At 46.2% G+C, this 16336-nt stretch carries 12 protein-coding genes; 4 read left to right on the top strand and 8 right to left on the bottom strand.

The window, feature by feature from the left end; translation table 11 throughout:
- Positions 1-33: 33 nt before the first annotated feature.
- The gene (locus MADE_RS18160; protein WP_023559957.1) at positions 34-1206 is read right to left on the bottom strand and encodes an ROK family transcriptional regulator; all 1173 of its coding nucleotides are present in this window, start codon (positions 1204-1206) and stop codon (positions 34-36) included.
- Positions 1207-1491: 285 nt separating this feature from the next.
- Between MADE_RS18160 and MADE_RS18155 the strand changes: the two genes are divergently transcribed.
- On the top strand, positions 1492-2460 hold the full coding sequence (locus tag MADE_RS18155; RefSeq protein WP_020746740.1) for a carbohydrate kinase family protein: 969 nt from the start codon (positions 1492-1494) through the stop codon (positions 2458-2460).
- Between the two features lie 188 nt (positions 2461-2648).
- Here the strand turns inward: MADE_RS18155 and efpL are convergent, their stop codons facing one another.
- From efpL to MADE_RS18140, 3 genes are all read right to left on the bottom strand, one after another.
- Positions 2649-3224, bottom strand: a complete 576-nt coding sequence (gene efpL, locus MADE_RS18150; protein WP_015068333.1) for an elongation factor P-like protein EfpL — start codon at positions 3222-3224, stop codon at positions 2649-2651.
- A gap of 97 nt (positions 3225-3321) precedes the next feature.
- Entirely contained in the window at positions 3322-5052 is a 1731-nt protein-coding gene (locus tag MADE_RS18145; protein ID WP_023559956.1) for a cisplatin damage response ATP-dependent DNA ligase, read from the bottom strand.
- Positions 5052-6068 carry a ligase-associated DNA damage response exonuclease gene (locus tag MADE_RS18140; protein ID WP_041912781.1) on the bottom strand — a complete coding sequence of 339 codons (1017 nt, stop codon included), beginning with the start codon at positions 6066-6068 and terminating at the stop codon, positions 5052-5054. The genes MADE_RS18145 and MADE_RS18140 overlap by 1 nt, the downstream gene beginning before the upstream one ends.
- A gap of 160 nt (positions 6069-6228) precedes the next feature.
- On the opposite strand from MADE_RS18140, the gene MADE_RS18135 reads away from it, so the two are divergent.
- The gene (locus tag MADE_RS18135) at positions 6229-8835 is read left to right on the top strand and encodes a ligase-associated DNA damage response DEXH box helicase (RefSeq protein ID WP_023559954.1); all 2607 of its coding nucleotides are present in this window, start codon (positions 6229-6231) and stop codon (positions 8833-8835) included.
- Between the two features lie 184 nt (positions 8836-9019).
- Positions 9020-9724 carry a ligase-associated DNA damage response endonuclease PdeM gene (gene pdeM, locus MADE_RS18130; protein ID WP_023559953.1) on the top strand — a complete coding sequence of 235 codons (705 nt, stop codon included), beginning with the start codon at positions 9020-9022 and terminating at the stop codon, positions 9722-9724.
- Positions 9725-9882: 158 nt separating this feature from the next.
- Here the strand turns inward: pdeM and MADE_RS18125 are convergent, their stop codons facing one another.
- From MADE_RS18125 to folM, 3 genes are all read right to left on the bottom strand, one after another.
- On the bottom strand, positions 9883-10776 hold the full coding sequence (locus MADE_RS18125) for a carbon-nitrogen hydrolase (RefSeq protein ID WP_015068327.1): 894 nt from the start codon (positions 10774-10776) through the stop codon (positions 9883-9885).
- The gene (locus tag MADE_RS18120) at positions 10763-11827 is read right to left on the bottom strand and encodes an agmatine deiminase family protein (protein WP_020744452.1); all 1065 of its coding nucleotides are present in this window, start codon (positions 11825-11827) and stop codon (positions 10763-10765) included. The genes MADE_RS18125 and MADE_RS18120 overlap by 14 nt, the downstream gene beginning before the upstream one ends.
- A 138-nt stretch (positions 11828-11965) precedes the next feature.
- On the bottom strand, positions 11966-12673 hold the full coding sequence (gene folM / locus MADE_RS18115) for a dihydromonapterin reductase (RefSeq protein WP_023559952.1): 708 nt from the start codon (positions 12671-12673) through the stop codon (positions 11966-11968).
- Between the two features lie 162 nt (positions 12674-12835).
- Between folM and folE the strand changes: the two genes are divergently transcribed.
- Positions 12836-13519, top strand: a complete 684-nt coding sequence (gene folE, locus MADE_RS18110) for a GTP cyclohydrolase I FolE (protein ID WP_015068324.1) — start codon at positions 12836-12838, stop codon at positions 13517-13519.
- Positions 13520-14203: 684 nt separating this feature from the next.
- Here the strand turns inward: folE and MADE_RS18100 are convergent.
- Positions 14204-16153 (bottom strand): alpha-amylase family glycosyl hydrolase, encoded by a 1950-nt coding sequence (locus MADE_RS18100; protein ID WP_023559950.1) that lies wholly within the window; start codon positions 16151-16153, stop codon positions 14204-14206.
- Between the last annotated feature and the right edge of the window lie 183 nt (positions 16154-16336).

Genomic DNA, 16336 nt, shown 5'->3' with positions numbered 1-16336 from the left:
GAAAACCTTAACTGTATGTGTGTTACTGAATGATTAATAATAGTTAGCTTGAAGTGCCAAATTTGCGCTTCCAATAGATTGCGCCTTGCCGCCCACGTAGCCCGGGCTAATTTGAGCCTCTGCTATGCCCCGCATATCCAACTGCTGCATAGTTTCATGTGTTTGCTTAACCAGTAAGCGTTTTACGTCGCTAGGCACTGCGCCGTCAATAATTACGCCGTCTAAATCTAAAAGGCTCATTGCGCACTGTGTTGCAAATGCTAGCCCTTTAGCGGTCTCGCTAATCCAACGGTTTACAATATCTTCGTCGCAAAGCCAATGAGAGGGAGATTCATAGATATGCTTGCCATTTAGGCCTGCATCTATCAGTTTTCGTTCCAATAAATAGAGTGAAGATTGGGTAATTAACTGGCGCTGTTCGCTGCCGTTGAAAAAAGGTAGCGAGCCTATTGCTCCCGCGTTACCCGTTTTCCCATTTACCAATTGACTGTTAAGAACAAGCCCGCCGCCTAAAAAGGTACCAACAAAGATATATAAAAAGCTACTGTAGTTTTCAGGGTTTCCAAAGGACATCTCGGCACTGCACGCGGCCCCAGCATCATTTTTAATAAATACGGGTAGGGTTAATAAATCTTCAAGTGCGGTTTGCGGGTTGAACTCTTTCCACTCTTCTAGCTCTTTTTGAGGTGCGCCGGCTTCTTCTGCCCAGCTCCAAATTTCAAAAGGCATGGCAACGCCCAAACCTCTGATCAGCCCTTGTTGCTCATCGCTTAAATTTTTAACCAAAACATTAAAGGCACGCTGAGCAAAAGTGAGTAAATTACCTACCGTTGGATACGCAAACTTTTCGTGAAGCGTTGCCCTTACGCTACCTTTTAAATCGAGCAACGTCATATCGAAGCTACGGCGACCAACCTTAAGCCCAATACCAAACGCCCCATTTTCATTAAGGCCAAATGGCACTTTGGGCTGGCCAACTCCGCCTTTAATCGGCTTTAGTCTCTTAACTAGGCCATCAGCTTCTAACTTTTTAATAATCACGGTAGCAGATTGTGCAGACAACCCCGTTAATTGCGCAATTTCTGCTTTTGGCAGTGCGGCACGTTGACGAATAAGAGTGAGAATCTCTCGTTCATTTGCAGAGCGATTATCGAGTAGCAATGGCGTTTTTTGGGATGGCAAGTGAAAAGCCGGTTCAATATTCAATGTAATTACAATCTTTCGTTAAGTGAAGTTAGAGTTTAATAACAACCTAGTCGTGTATCAAATATAAGAAGTGGTGTAGGTGGTTGTTCAGAAATAACTTTCTTTATTAAGTAAACACAAACACTATCACATCCTACAATTCTTGCGCAAAATGTTAAATCAATTGGGTTGATTTAATTGTTTCTTTCGACAATACTATGCCCCAATTAATTAACGATTCGTTAACCTTGTGCTTTTCGCGCAACGTTAAATGCCCATTTTTTGAATTTTGTAAGCGAGGCTGGTATGAAAATTTTATGTTTAGGTGAAGTGCTTATTGATATGTTAAGCCAAGGTGCGGCGCCCAAAGATGGCAACATACCAGCCATGAAACCTTTTCAACCCTATGCTGGTGGTGCACCTGCTAATGTAGCGGTAGCGGTAGCGCAGCTGGGCGGTGAAAGTGCAATGGTATCGAAAGTAGGCGACGATACTTTTGGCGCGTTTCTTAAAGAGATGCTTGAGCACTACAAAGTAAACACTGACTTTGTATGGACCACCCAAGAAGGCAATACCGCGCTTGCGTTTGTAAACCTTGATGAAGACGGAGAGCGCTCGTTCGACTTTTACGTTGATAATGCCGCGCATAAGCACATTTCAGAGCAAGACCTGTCGACTATTGATTGCGACAAAAATACCGTGCTTCACTTCTGCTCAGGCTCAATTTCTGGACCAGAACTTATTCCTGGTACCGAGTTTATTCTAAACAAGGCGAAGGATAACGGCATGATGGTGTGTTTGGATATCAACTACCGCCCTGCGTTTTGGGATGATACAGCGAACGCGCCAAGCCGCATTGACGAAGCCGCTAAGAAAGTGTCTATTCTAAAGGCAAGCCGTGAAGAACTGGCTGAACTTTATGGTGAAGAAAATGCAGATACAAAAGTGCAGCAGTGGCTAGATAGCGGCGTTAAAGTTGTACTGGTTACCGATGGCGGCGAGCCAATTCACTACATCACTAAATCGTTCAGCGGCACGCTAGCATCGCCAAAAATGGATGTAAAAGACACCACCGCAGCGGGTGACTCGTTCATTGGTGGTTTCCTGTATTTCCTTTCAACGAAAGTGAAAAACGCAGATGAGTTCGACGCTTGGGCAGAAAACTTTGAAAATGTAAGCGAAGCTACCGAATTTGCCATTCGCTGTGGGGCTTACACGGTAACCCAGTACGGTGCCTTCAGTGCATTGCCGACCCAAGCGAATATCGCTAAATAAGTTATTTAATAAACGGTTGCACAATAAAAAGAGGGTTCAAATTTGAACCCTTCAGATTGATGGTAAACCCCTCTTTTTTCGGAGGGGTTTATTTTTTCTAGTAACAAAAGACCGCGCTTTTGCTTCTAACAACACGTGCTGACGGCACGAAGAGCGGTAGGCTATCGCGCTCACCGTTTGAGTCTAGCTTAGTGCTTATCCGCTCTGCTTTGGAATTTACGCTCTTCGGTGTTTACCTTAATCCACTCTCCGGTGCTGATATATTCAGGTACCTGCACAACCAACCCTGTTGAAAGCGTGGCCGGTTTGGTACGTGATGTTGCCGACGCGCCTTTGATGGAAGGGTCGGTTTCAACCACTTCAAGCTCAACGCTCATGGGCAAGTCTAAGGCAACCGGTACTTCGCTAACGATGACAACCTGAATGCCATCGGTATCTTCGTTGATAAACAGCGCCTCGTTTTCAATGCTGTCTTTGTTCAGGTGGTAAGGTGTATAGTCTTCTTTATCCATGAACACATACTCTTCGCCGTCAATATAAGAAAACATTGCAGGGCGACGTATTAAGTCGGCCATATCCAGCGTGTCTGAGTCTTTAAATGTTTCGTCGTATTTTGCACCGGTGACCACGTCGTACATACGCATACGATAAATACTGCCACCCGCGCGGCCTTGAGGAACAGAGCGTTCAATGTCGCGAACAATGCAAGTTTTTCCGTCAAATACCACGGTGTTATTCTTTTTAATTTCACTGGCCTTAGGCATGGCGACTTCCTATTGTTTTGTTTTTTCAGGTCCAAGCCTGATTCTATTGCTTAAGCCATTCTCTGCGATTTTGCGCTACTTAGAAAGCTTTTTAGTGTCATTGCTCTATCAAGGCTTTCACGTTGGCTAGCGTGTCAGCTTCATCAGCGGGCTTGTCCCAGCGAATACGGTGAATGCGAGGAAAGCGCAGCGCGACGCCCGATTTATGTCTTGATGAAGGGTGAGCAGCGTCGAAGGCCACTTCAAGCACCAGTTCTTTTTTTACTTCTCTTACTGGCCCAAAGCGGCCGACGGCATTGCGTCTTACCCAATTATCAAGCTTCTTAAGCTCTTCGTCAGTGAACCCGGAGTACGCTTTTCCAATAGGCAGTAGCTGGTTGTCTTCCCATGCGCCAAAGGTGTAATCAGAATAGAAGCTTGAACGTTTTCCGTGCCCCCGCTGCGCGTACATCATAACCGCGTCAACAACCAGCGGATCGCGCTTCCACTTAAACCACTTGCCCTTCGGCCGGCCGGGAATGTACTTACTATCAAGGCGCTTTATCATCAGCCCTTCAACCGCACGGTTTTGGCAAACTTGGGTGTGAAGCTTGCGAAGGCTTTGAGGGGAGGTAGCGGTAAGGGTTTCTGATAGAAACAAACGGTTGTTACTATTTTCGCTAAACCACTCTTCAAGGGCTTGGCGCCGAGCTTTCAACGTTTTTTCAGTGAGATCCTCACCATTAAGCACTAAGGCGTCGTACACAATGAGCCCTACAGGAGCGGAAGACTGTAGCGCTTTGCTTGGTTTTTTCTTATTAAGGCGCTGCTGAAGCGCGTTGAAGGTGTCCACATCCGGCTGTGTGGCGAGCGAAACCTGTGAGCCGCTTTTATCACTCAGCGTTTTCTCATTATTTGCACTTGTTTTAGCTGAGCCTTCGGTTGAGTCATAGCTATCCTCCACGTTATGGATAACAAGCAATTCACCGTCTAGCACCATGTTGCCATTTATGGTTTCAAGTAAGTCTGGGAATGAGTGGCTGATGTCATCGCCAGTCCGAGAGAAGAGCGCCTTTTCGGGCTGATCTTCATCGGGCGCACGGTTGTTATTGTGTCTATCATCAAAGGTTGTATTTGACTTAACAACGAGCTGTACACGAATGCCGTCGTACTTGTTTTCAATTTGCCATGTGTCTTTAGTGAATGCGTCAATGTTGCTATCTTCAATAGGGTGGGAAAGCATCACCGGGTGAAAAGTAACCGCGTTTTCAATATCGGGTTTATCGGCTTTGCCTTCTAGCCATGAAAGCATATCCACGTAGGGCGGGGTTACCGCGTGCCATAAGGTTTCAATGTCCTTGATATCTTTATTGCCGTAATCTGCGAGTATTTGTTTAATAGAGCGAGCCGACACGCCTATGCGCAGACCGCGCGTCCCTAGTTTCAGTAACGCCCAGCGCTGGGCAGGGGTCATTATGGTTAGATAATGGGCCAAGGTGTCAGACACCTTTTGCTTACTCACCGACGCAAACGTTTCTACCACTTCCGTAAGGCTTGGAAGCGAGTCTGTAGGCTCGCTATGCGGCCATAAATGGGCCACGGTTTCGCTCACTTCACCGACATAATCGTAGCTCATGGCAAAAAGGGCGGGGTCGGTGTGTTCGGTAATAAGCTTCTTTACCGTATTGCGCTTGAAAAAATCGAAGCGCAGCGTGCCTGCCATAGCGGCAGTGGCCCAGCCGCGGTCAGGGTCTGGCGTATTGGTAATGTAGTCAGCGATAAGCTGCGCTTTTGCCTTGGTTCCAGCGGTGTAATAAAGCTGTTCAAGTAAGTTACTGAATGCCTCCACTAGTCGCCTCCTTGCTCTTCTTCATCATAACCAACTAGCGATAATGCTCTGGCTTTAAACCCCATTTTTTCTGCCTGATACATTAAAGCGTCTTCTCTGCCGTGGGTCACCCACACTTCTTTCGGATTGACTTCTTCAATGGTTTGCAGCAATTCGGGCCAGTCGCAATGATCAGAGATAATAAGTGGTAGTTCGGCATTTTTTTGTTTCGCGCGAGCGCGAATTTGCATCCAACCAGACGCCACAACCGGGCGCACGTTAGGCAAGCTTCGTGACCACCTGTCGGCGAGTGCCGAAGGGGGCGCAATGACTATCTCACCGGTTAGTGTTTTCTTATCTGCAACCTCAGATACCGGAATTAACTCACCCAAGTCTATTCCTAATTGCTTGTATAAATCGCACAGCTTGAGCTGCGCACCATGTAAGTAGATTGGCTTGGTGTAACCCGCCTCACGTAGCGCTAATATAACCCGTTGGCATTTACCTAGTGCATAAGCGCCTACTAGATGGCATCGCTCGGGAAACACGCGTAATGAATGAAGCAGCTTTTCAATTTCATGTTCAATAGGTGGGTGTTTAAAGACAGGAAGCCCAAAAGTAGCTTCGGTAATCAATACATCGCAAGGGACAACTTCAAACGGAGGGCATGTGGGGTCGTGACGGCGCTTGTAATCGCCAGAGACCACAACGCGGTAACCGCCGTATTCAATTAAAATTTGTGTTGATCCTAGAATATGTCCAGCGGGATAAAAAGTGGCTTTTACATCATTAAAATTAATGGTTTCACCCATTGCTACAGTGTGCTGGTGAATCGCCATATCTTCACCGTAGCGGGTTTGCATAATGGCCAGTGTTTCTGAACTTGCGTACACACTGTTATGGCCAGCTCTTGCGTGATCAGCGTGGCCGTGTGTGACAAGCGCTGTCGCCACTTCATTCATTGGGTCAATGTAAAACTCACCAGGCTCACAATAAAGGCCGGTATCGTCAGCTTTCAGCCAGGTTGATGGATGCACTATCAATCGTATCCGTTAACAAAAGTTTGTTGTTACTACGTATTTACGGCCCCAAAACGACCACTTAACGCCGCTCAAACGCTAAAAACTAAAGAGATCATGAGTAAACCTAACTAAGGGTTGGTCGTATAAACGCTAAAAATGTGAACAAGAACTGTAAATGACATCACTTCCCGCGGCCTTTTCGAAATGGTTTAAGCAAAAGGGCTGGCAATTACGCGACTATCAGCAAACCATGCTGACAGAAAAAGACCAGCACGACTGTACATTATTAATAGCGCCAACTGGAGCGGGCAAAACCCTGTCCGGCTTTTTGCCTAGCCTAATCGAACTTGCTGAGACATATGGTATGAGTGAGCTTGCCGAGACGGTAGATGACGGGGCGCCAATTGAGGTCTCTGAAACGAGACAGCTTTCTGGCTCGAGAGAAACTGACGAACACGTCGAAACAAAGGCTACAGATAGACAGGCAAAGAAAGGAAAAGAAAAAGGTGGTTTCAACGGCCTACATACCCTTTACATCTCGCCACTTAAAGCACTCACGCAAGATATCCATCGTAATTTGTTACAGCCTATTGAAGAAATGGGGCTCCCGATAACGGCTGAAACACGTACTGGCGATACGCCTTCGCACAAGCGCCAGCGTCAACGTAAAAAGCCGCCAAACATCCTGCTCACTACCCCTGAATCGCTCATGCTCATGTTAAGCTACGCCGATGCTGATAAACTATTTGGTAAACTCAAACGGGTTATTATCGACGAAACCCATAGCTTAATGGCAAACAAGCGCGGTGACTTTTTATCGTTAGCCCTTGCCCGATTAAGCGTATTCTCTCCCCATTGTAAACGCATTGGTCTGTCTGCCACCGTAGCCTTTCCCGAAACGTTGGGAGCGTGGCTGGCTGGTAGTGACAGTGTTGCCAATATCATCAAAGTAAAAGCGGGGGAGAAGCCGAAAGTCGAAATGCTGCATTCCAAATCACGCATGCCCTTTGGCGGATTTATGGCACGCTATGCTATCGACGATATCTACCAAGCTATTGAAAATGCCCAAACCACATTGGTTTTTGTTAATACCCGTGCCCAGTCTGAACTGCTATTTCAAATGCTGTGGGAGGCAAATAAAGCAGCGCTGCCCATTGCGCTGTATCACGGCAGTTTGAGTAAAGAGCAAAGACGCAAAACCGAAGCCATGATGGCCAGCGGCATGCTGCGGGCCATTGTATGTACCTCGGCGCTAGAGCTCGGTATCGACTGGGGGGACGTAGATAAGGTCATTCAGGTGGGCGCGCCGAAAGGTGTGAGCAGGCTGTTGCAAAGAATAGGGCGGGCTAACCACAGGCTCGACGAACCGAGCGAAGCGCTACTAGTACCCGCAAATCGCTTTGAAGCGCTGGAATGCCAGGCAGCAATCACCGCTATTGAAAAAGGCGAGCTAGATGGTGAAAGCCCACAGCCGGGCGCACTAGATATTATTCCACAATTCATCTTGAACTGTTTGTGTAGCAAAGCTGATAGCCCTGATACCCTGTACCAGGAGATACTTACCGCCACGCCTTATCAAGGGCTAGATAGAGATGATTTCGATAAGCTATGGCAGTTTACCCAAGACGGCGGTAGTGCCCTTAATGCTTATGAGCGGTATCAGCGCCTGGCAAGAAATGATGATGGCACTTTCTCGCCAGCTAATCGCCGCGTTATTCAACGGCACAGGCAGAACATAGGTACTATTGTTGAAGCGGGGCGACTTAAAGTAAAGCGTATTCGTAGGGGAAACCAAGGTAAGATTATCGGCGAAGTAGAAGAGTATTTCGCTCAGCAATTAACGCCGGGAGACACCTTTTATTTTGGCGGAGAAGTGCTGCGCTTTGAAGCTATTCGCGACATGCAGCTTCATGCGAAGCCTGCAAAAGCCAAAGAGCCAAAAATACCCAGCTACGCAGGTGGGCAGATGCCTTTGTCTACTTATTTGGCTGAAGGAGTTCGCGCTATTTTAGCGACGCAAACGTTGTGGAAGACACTGCCCGCGCAAGTTCAAGAATGGCTTAAACTTCAGCAGGCGTTTTCTCAGTTACCTAGCCCTGAAAAGGTGCTAGTGGAGCAATTTCCATTCAGACAGGCGCACTACACCTTGTACTACACCTTCGACGGTCGCAAAGCGAATCAAACCTTAGGTATGTTGCTAACGCGACGAATGGAGAAAATGGGTATCAAGCCTTTAAGCTTCAGCGTGACCGATTATGGCTTGTCGGTGGCATCGGTAAATCCAATATCTCAAGTGCAACTGCAGCAGCTATTTCAGCCTGATATTTTAGGTGATGAATTAGAAGATTGGATGCTACAAGCACCTATGCTCAAGCGCTCTTTTAGGCAAGTGGCGGTGGTAAGCGGCCTGACAGAGCAGCGTTATCACGCCAGCCAAAAAACCATGAAGCAGGTAACGTTTTCTACCGACCTTATTTACGATACATTGCGTGAGCACGACCGCGACCATATTTTACTTAAAGTGGCCCGAGCTGATGCAGAGCGTGAGCTACTGGATTTACGACGACTCGCTAATTTACTTATTCGCTACGTAGATTCAGCGACGTTAGTGAACCTTGAAAAACCGTCGCCTATGGCCATACCCATTGTACTAGATGTACGTAGCGAACAAGTGAAAGGCGCAGGGGCGCAGGCTATTATTGAGCAAGCTAATTTATATGCCGAAGCTGAAACTATGTTAGATGAAGTTCGTGCATTGCTATCAGGGGCTAGCGTCGACTAAGGTAGAGATAAACACGACCATTAAGCTTCGCTTTCATATCTTGGCAACGCAGTTAACACCTGTCATCTTGCACAACCAATAAGAGCGGTCAGAATGCGGAAGCTCGAAGCCTCGTCCCGCTAAATGAACGAGCAGCTTCAAACCAGTAATAAAAACTCACAAACAAAGATCAAAAGAGGAAATTTTGGCAATAAGCGATACATGGCTGACCGAAAAAGTAAGCCAGCGCCATATCACTATTACAAAATATGCAGACTACCTGTGGCTGTTAGACGCGCGCGGTGTGGCATATTTACCCGCATGTGATTGGCTGGTGGTATCCGATCTGCATTTAGAAAAAGGCAGTTATTTACGCAGCTATGCGAACCCGTTGCCGAGTTTAGATTCCACCGCCACGTTGACGCGTCTAGAAAGCATCATCGATGATTATAAGCCATCGCAAGTAATCAGCTTAGGTGACAGTTTTCACGATAAACACAGCATGTCGCGCATGACCTTTGATGACCGTCAGCACTTATGCAGATTAGTTGATAGTGTGAACGAGTGGATGTGGGTAGAAGGTAATCACGACCCGGATTTGCCAGAGGGCATTCCGGGGACGTCATGTTTTGAAATAGTGCTAGATGGCATGGTGTTTAGGCACGAACCGGACGAGGGTGAACAGCGCGCACAGGTAATCGGCCACTACCACCCCAAAAAACGAACAACCATTGCTCGCCGTCGTTATTCAGGCAAATGCTTTACCAATAGTGAGAGCTTATTTGTGATGCCAGCCTTCGGTCAATTCACTGGGGGCTTAGACATCGACGAAGACGTCATGCTAACGCTATTGCCCAAGCGTTTGCGTCACGTTTTTATGCTTTACGACAACATCATCTTCAAAGTGTAAGCCCACCGCAAATTACGGGGTCAGAGTACATTTCAGCCACGACAGCTTGAGTTCAAGAAAATGAACCGACACCTTCTGCAACAGTCCGGGCGCGCTTGCGGGGGAGAGCGTACTGTCTAGATTGAGCCTAAAAAGTACTCTGCCCCCCAGAATTTAGGTTAGTCGCGCCAGCGCTTGGTTAGTTCGTCGTAGGCGTCTATACGGCGGTCGCGGAAGTAAGGCCAAATGCGCTTAACTTGCTCGGTACGTTCCATATCAAGCTCTACGGTTAGCGTGGTTTCACCTTCAGCTTCGGCTTTTGCCAAAATCTCGCCTTGTGGACCTGCGACAAAGCTTTGCCCCCAGAATTGAATGCCCGGGTCACCTTCAACAGGCGATGCTTCAAAACCAGTGCGGTTTGCCACGATAACCGGCACTGAGTTTGCCACAGCGTGAGAACGCTGAATGGTTTCCCATGCACCGTGTTGACGGGTACGCTCTTCTTCTGTGTCAGTTAAATCCCAGCCAATAGCGGTAGGGTAGAACAATAAATCTGCGCCTGCCATCGCCATCAGGCGTGCCGCTTCTGGATACCACTGGTCCCAACACACCAATACGCCAAGTTTACCTACGCTGGTCTCAATAGGCGTGAAGCCCATATCGCCCGGTGTGAAGTAAAACTTCTCGTAAAAGCCCGGGTCATCAGGAATATGCATTTTACGGTATTTGCCCGCAATTTCTTTGCTGCGGTCGAACACCACAGCGGTATTGTGATACAAACCAGAACCGCGTTTTTCAAAAAGCGACGTCACCAACACAATATTGTGTTTTTCAGCTAGTTCACCGAAAAAATCTGTCGCTGGGCCTGGAATTGGCTCAGCCAAATCAAAGGCGTCGGTATCTTCTTGTTGGCAAAAATACAGGGTGCTGTGCAGCTCTTGAAGAAGAATACACTCGCAGCCTTCAGCCGCTAATTTGGCAATTTGCTCGGCACTTTTATTCCAGTTCGTTGCTTTGTCGTTATCAGCAACAGACTGTTGTACCAGTCCAACTTTTAGCTTAGCTGGGCGCATGTAATGACACTCCTTTCTTTAGGGTAGTGATAATCGAATCTTTTAACGTATTTGTGGGTACCTGCATGGAAATACAATGCAAGCTACCGTATTGTCTTACGAGTACGCTGCAATCAATTGGTTCAACAATATGGTCAGGGTGCGCTTGCTGCACCGTTTCAATCGCTTCGGCGTCTTCTTCTTCACCGTATACCGGTAACAAAATAGATTTATTGCAAATTAAGTAATTAGCATACGATGCCGGCAGGCGATCACCTTCATCATTTACGATATAAGGCAGCGGTAAATGAAACTGCTTATGCTCAGGCAGTTCAAGCGCACACTCATCACATAAAGCCTTTAACCCTTCAAAGTGACTATCGTTAGGGCGATTGTTACACGCCTGAATGACTAAGCCTTTGTTAGGGGTAAAACGCACGATGGTGTCTATATGGCCGTCGGTGTCATCCCCTTCTAAATGTCCATTTTGTAAAACAGTTACTTTGCTGCAGCCTAGCATATCTTTAAACGCATCTTCATAGGCACCTAACGACATATCGCCATTTCGTTCAGGGTTAAGTAAGCACTGTGCGGTACTCAGCAAATGGCCATCTTCGTCAATTTCCAAAGCGCCACCTTCGGCCACGACAGGGCTGCTGCGAAGCACAGATTTACACATGGCGGCCAAATAACGTTGATTGGCTAGGTTATCTTCTGATGCATTGAACTTATTACCCCAGCCATTAAAGCGAAACTCTACTGGCGAGCCATTACCATCACGGTCTTTGCAAGTAATAAAGCCGTAGTCGCGCATCCACGTGTCGTTGTACGACGCAGGAACAATAAGCACTTGTGCATTTTCAGGTAAACGAGATACAAGGCTGTCTACATCATCAGGTGCACACAACAATATCACGCCAGCGCTACTGCGATTTACCGCCGCAATCACGTTAAGGTAGGTAGCCCGTGCTTCTTCTAACCACGGCGCCCAGTCGGTGTGCGCATGTGGCCATGCCAACATAACAGCGTCGATATCATGCCATTCAGGCGCCATAGTGCGGTTACCCTGCATAGTAAAATTCCAATTCACGTCAAAATAGAGTGCGGATTATAGCTATGGGCAAGCACGAGACCAAGGCAAATGGTGATGAAATTAATTGGCGGTGACGATTAGTGATAGCGCTTGTTGCGCGTAAGGGCATCGACAATTTTATTTTAAATGCCTGCCACCGTTTAGGTGTAGCGTCTGCCCCGTTATATAGTCACTGTCGAACAAGTAGTTCATGGCTTTCACCGCCTCTTTCGCGCCGGGTACTATTTCAAGCAGTGATTTTTTCAGCGCTTTTTCCTTGTAGGCGTCGTCATCGCCTTCATTGAACATGAGCAGAGCGGGAGCGATACTGTTAACTTTCACCTGCGGTGCTAATTTTTTCGCAAATGAAAGGGTAAGGTTATGCAGTGCGGCTTTGCTAGCGGCATAGGCCATATGCTTTTCGCTGCCGGTTTCTTGCACATAGTCGGTCATATGAATAATGTCGGCTTGGCCTTCGCATGAACATAATGCGGCTTCTAAAGCCAGATTTATTCGATAGGGCGCAATAGCATGAACCATCATCATACGCTCTATTAAACTGTGTTTATCGCAACTGTCTTTTTCTTGGGCCCAATCTGACGCGTTGTGTATAACGCCTCGATAGGTTTTACTGATTGCCTTAATCTTATCAATTGCTCGATCAATAGCCGCCTCAGTGCTAAAATCAGCCTGTAAAACTGTAGCGCCTTTATCCTCAAGCATCGTAATACTTGAGCGGGGAGTTCTGTACGTCACCACAACGTGATGGCCTTGTTCAAGTAAACAGTCGGCCATGGCTAGGCCAAGACGTTGACTAGCGCCTGTGATTAAGACAGGTGAGTTCAAGATAATGTCCTTCTTTTTTAAAAGGTATCAGTTTTATTATTCTGTGCTAGAAGCACGTAAGGTAGCAACAACATTAAATAAAAGTCATGTTGTCGTATAACCGAACTTTTACGAATATTAAGGCGTATCAGTTCAAAAAAAGCAGTAACAACGGATAAAGCAATGTTAGCAAAAGAAGCGGTAATTGTGCGCGATGCACTAGACCCCTCTATATCAGAGCCAGCGCAACGTGTACGAGAAGCATTAGAAGCCAAAGGTTTAGAAACCCCAATGGTTGCCAACGGCCTTTCAGACGAGCAAAAACGTAAGCGCATAGAAAGTGCTATGCGTGATGTAATGGACACGCTTGGCCTTGATTTAACGGACGACAGCTTATGTGATACACCAACGCGCATAGCGAAAATGTACGTTAATGAGATCTTTGGCGGGTTGGATTATCGCAGATTTCCTAAGATCACGGCAATTGAAAACAAAATGCAGATCGACCAGCCTGTACAGGTCTCTGACATTAGCCTTACAAGCACGTGCGAGCATCACTTTGTAACTATCGATGGTACGGCCACGGTATCTTATATTCCGAAAAACACGGTTATTGGCCTTTCGAAAATAAATCGGTTAGTGGGTTTCTTTGCTCAGCGTCCTCAGGTGCAAGAACGCTTAACACAGCAAGTGTTAGTAGCATTGCAGACATTGACGAATACCGACGATGTGGCCGTAAGTATTAATGCGACCCACTATTGCGTGAAAGCGAGAGGGATCCGTGATACCAATTCATATACCAAAACGTCTGCATTAGGTGGCCGCTTCTTAACGGAAAGTGAACTTAAACGAGAGTTTTTCCGTTAACAAACATTTGTTGCTAACATTAAAAAAAACCGCTGGATTCAGCGGTTTTTTTATTTCTAAGCCCCATAAGAAGAGACGTTCACTTTATTACATTCTCAATATCCGACTCATCGACGATAAGATTAATGCTGCCTCCAATTCCATCGGCTGGGGTGAGACTTAGCATTTTTTTGCAGCAGCTACATGATTCATGCTGCTCGTGATACATATCTCGAACGCAATTTAATTGAAAACTATTAATAGCGCCACAGTAGGGGCACATATATTCCAAAGTGCGATCACTTTCCATTGTTTTATCCGTTACCATGATAAACATATCCATATGACATAATCCGAACGCCGTTGCGTCTTCCACTAGCGGTAGTCTTAGTCTTTCGTTGTCATAAATAGCAAAAACAGAAGACTGCAAGAACCAAACCAGAGCAAACGGTATTACTCCTTTTTTCGCTGCTTTGTTGCTCCTTTTGCTTTAAGCGGGTTTCAATCTAAGCATCACCTATTCAGCGTGCGAAAACTTACTTCTATTATCCAAAAGTATAGTGTGAATTTCTTCTATTGCCTGTGAAAAAAAAGGGGTATTCGTTAAGTTATTGATGGAAGGGGAAATAAAATGTGTCTGCAATGGGATAACTCAGTCAATTACTGGATAATGCCAGCAATCAACTGAGCGTATTATTAAGAATATTAGACAGGCTGCAACCACATTTGTTGATAAGGTGCGAGTTCGAGCGGTGAAGACTCCATATCAACGGTCTCGTCAGTTAGCAAGTCTTTACTTGCTGATTGTTTAAGTGTTGCCAAAAGGCTGCGGTGCAACGATTGTGGATGTTCACTGAAATTACAGATGACAAGTAGCTTTTGTCCTTCTGTATTTTCTCGTAAAAACGCAAAACAATGTTGATTATCCGTATCTAATATGTGCGTTTTTGACTGGCCGAAAATAGCATGTTGCTTGCGTATAGCAATCATTTGCTTCAGCCCTTCAAACACTTGAAGGCTAGCAGTTTGAGCTTCGTTCTCAGGCGTCGTTGTGCCTAAAGCTAAGGCTGTATCTTCGCTATGAACGGCAATGCGATTTACCCATCTGTCATCGTGACTTTTCGTCTCGTCGAGTCGGTAGCTGTAATCGTTAAGCTTTGCAATTTCATCACTTGAGTAAAGCAATGGAATACCACCAATACTGAACGTAATACCGTAAAGTAACAGCATCCGCTTTACTGCCTCGTCAATAGCCTGTGGGTCGTTGGCTTCTATCGCCCCTTCTAAACCACATAGCGATGCTAACGAGCCACAAACCCGGCAGTCGCCGTTTGACGGGTTTTCTGCGAAAGGCACACCGTTAGCAAAGCTGCCTTCAAACCGGCCTGTGTAAAACTGATTGAGGAAGTAGCGGTGGTCAAAGGAGTTTATACCTAATTCGCTAGCCACTGCGTCATCGAATGTCCATCCAATATCGTCATGACAACGCACATAGTTAACCCAGGTGCAGTCATCTGAAATAGCAAAACTCTTCTTCATTGAATTTGTAAGCAAACGCGTTTTACGCGTTGCCAGCGAGTTCCAAAGCAAAGCCATTAATAACGGGTTATAGGACAGTTGACACTCGTCTTTATCAATGTACTTAAGTACCTCGTCGGGATGAACAATGGCTTCCGACTTAAATACCACGGCCGGTGCTACAATTTGCAAACAGCAGTTAAACGCTTGAATAAGCACGTGCGCTTTTTCTTGGTTTTCACAGTTAGTGCCCATCTCTTTCCAAATAAACGCCAAAGCATCTAAACGTAAGGCGGCACACCCTAAATTCGCAAGAAAAAGCATTTCCGATGTGATGGCATTGAACACTTCAGGATTACTGTAATTTAAGTCCCATTGAAAGCTGTTAAACGTTGTCCACACCCACTTTTCCATTGCCTCATTGAAAGTAAAGCTGCCTCTTCTCACCTGAGGGAAAATTTCTCTTAAGGTGTGTTCGTACTGGTCGGGGATGCTTCTGTCGTCGAACAGGTAGTAGTAGTCTTGATACTGCTTATCGCCAGATAGTGCTGCTTTCGCCCAGGCGTGTTCGTCTGACGTGTGGTTAAACACAAAATCTAGTACCACGTTAATCCCTTCTTTTTGAAGGGCCGCGGTAAGCTTCTCTAAATCTTTAACCGTACCGAGACTTGGGTTTACTTTGCGATAATCCGACACCGCATAGCCGCCATCACTGTCACCTTTAGGCGCATCGTACAAAGGCATTAGATGTACGTAGGTTACACCGAGCGCTTTGAAGTATGGAATTTTCTCATGCAGGTCGTTTAGCGTGGGGCCCATTAAGTCGACATAACAGGCCATGCCTACTTGCTCTTCATCGCGATACCACAAGGGCGTTTTTAAACGCTGACTGTCTAGCGCCTTAAGCGCAGGCTTTCGACTTTTTAGCCCGTCTCTTAATAATTCGACAAGCTTTTGTAAATGAAAATAGCAGTCGTACTGATGGCCATAAACAAAAGTATACTTCTCGAAAAGGCGAGGGAAGTGGGCCTTCAAACGTCGCGTAAACGTAGCCGCATCTTTCTTTGTCAGCGCAGATAAATCGGTCGATGCCAAGATGCGGTCTAAACATACACCACTGTCAGCAGCATAGCTCATAGATAACTCCAAAGTGTGACGAAAATGTACGTCAAATCAACCTATCCAAATTAACGGGTTTACAGGGTATTTAAATTCTGTTAACTTTTATCTTAATCGTTTAAGATTGCTTGTCAACATTAACCATGAGATTAATTATCAAGCTGTTTACATCTTAAGCCTAATGAATACTAGCGGTAGCTG

It is taken from the genome of Alteromonas mediterranea DE (genome assembly GCF_000020585.3).
GTDB classification, from domain to species: domain Bacteria; phylum Pseudomonadota; class Gammaproteobacteria; order Enterobacterales; family Alteromonadaceae; genus Alteromonas; species Alteromonas mediterranea.
Note: the sequence above shows the minus strand (reverse complement) of the source record. Positions and strands in the feature narration are given on the sequence as shown.

What these genes read in the sequence shown, in the direction of transcription:
- MADE_RS18155 (WP_020746740.1), top strand. Translation starts at nt 1,492, where the DNA reads ATGAAAATTTTATGTTTAGGTGAAGTGCTTATTGATATGTTAAGCCAA.
- efpL (WP_015068333.1), bottom strand. Translation starts at nt 3,224, where the DNA reads ATGCCTAAGGCCAGTGAAATTAAAAAGAATAACACCGTGGTATTTGAC.
- MADE_RS18135 (WP_023559954.1), top strand. Translation starts at nt 6,229, where the DNA reads ATGACATCACTTCCCGCGGCCTTTTCGAAATGGTTTAAGCAAAAGGGC.
- MADE_RS18125 (WP_015068327.1), bottom strand. Translation starts at nt 10,776, where the DNA reads ATGCGCCCAGCTAAGCTAAAAGTTGGACTGGTACAACAGTCTGTTGCT.
- MADE_RS18120 (WP_020744452.1), bottom strand. Translation starts at nt 11,827, where the DNA reads ATGCAGGGTAACCGCACTATGGCGCCTGAATGGCATGATATCGACGCT.
- folE (WP_015068324.1), top strand. Translation starts at nt 12,836, where the DNA reads ATGTTAGCAAAAGAAGCGGTAATTGTGCGCGATGCACTAGACCCCTCT.
- MADE_RS18100 (WP_023559950.1), bottom strand. Translation starts at nt 16,153, where the DNA reads ATGAGCTATGCTGCTGACAGTGGTGTATGTTTAGACCGCATCTTGGCA.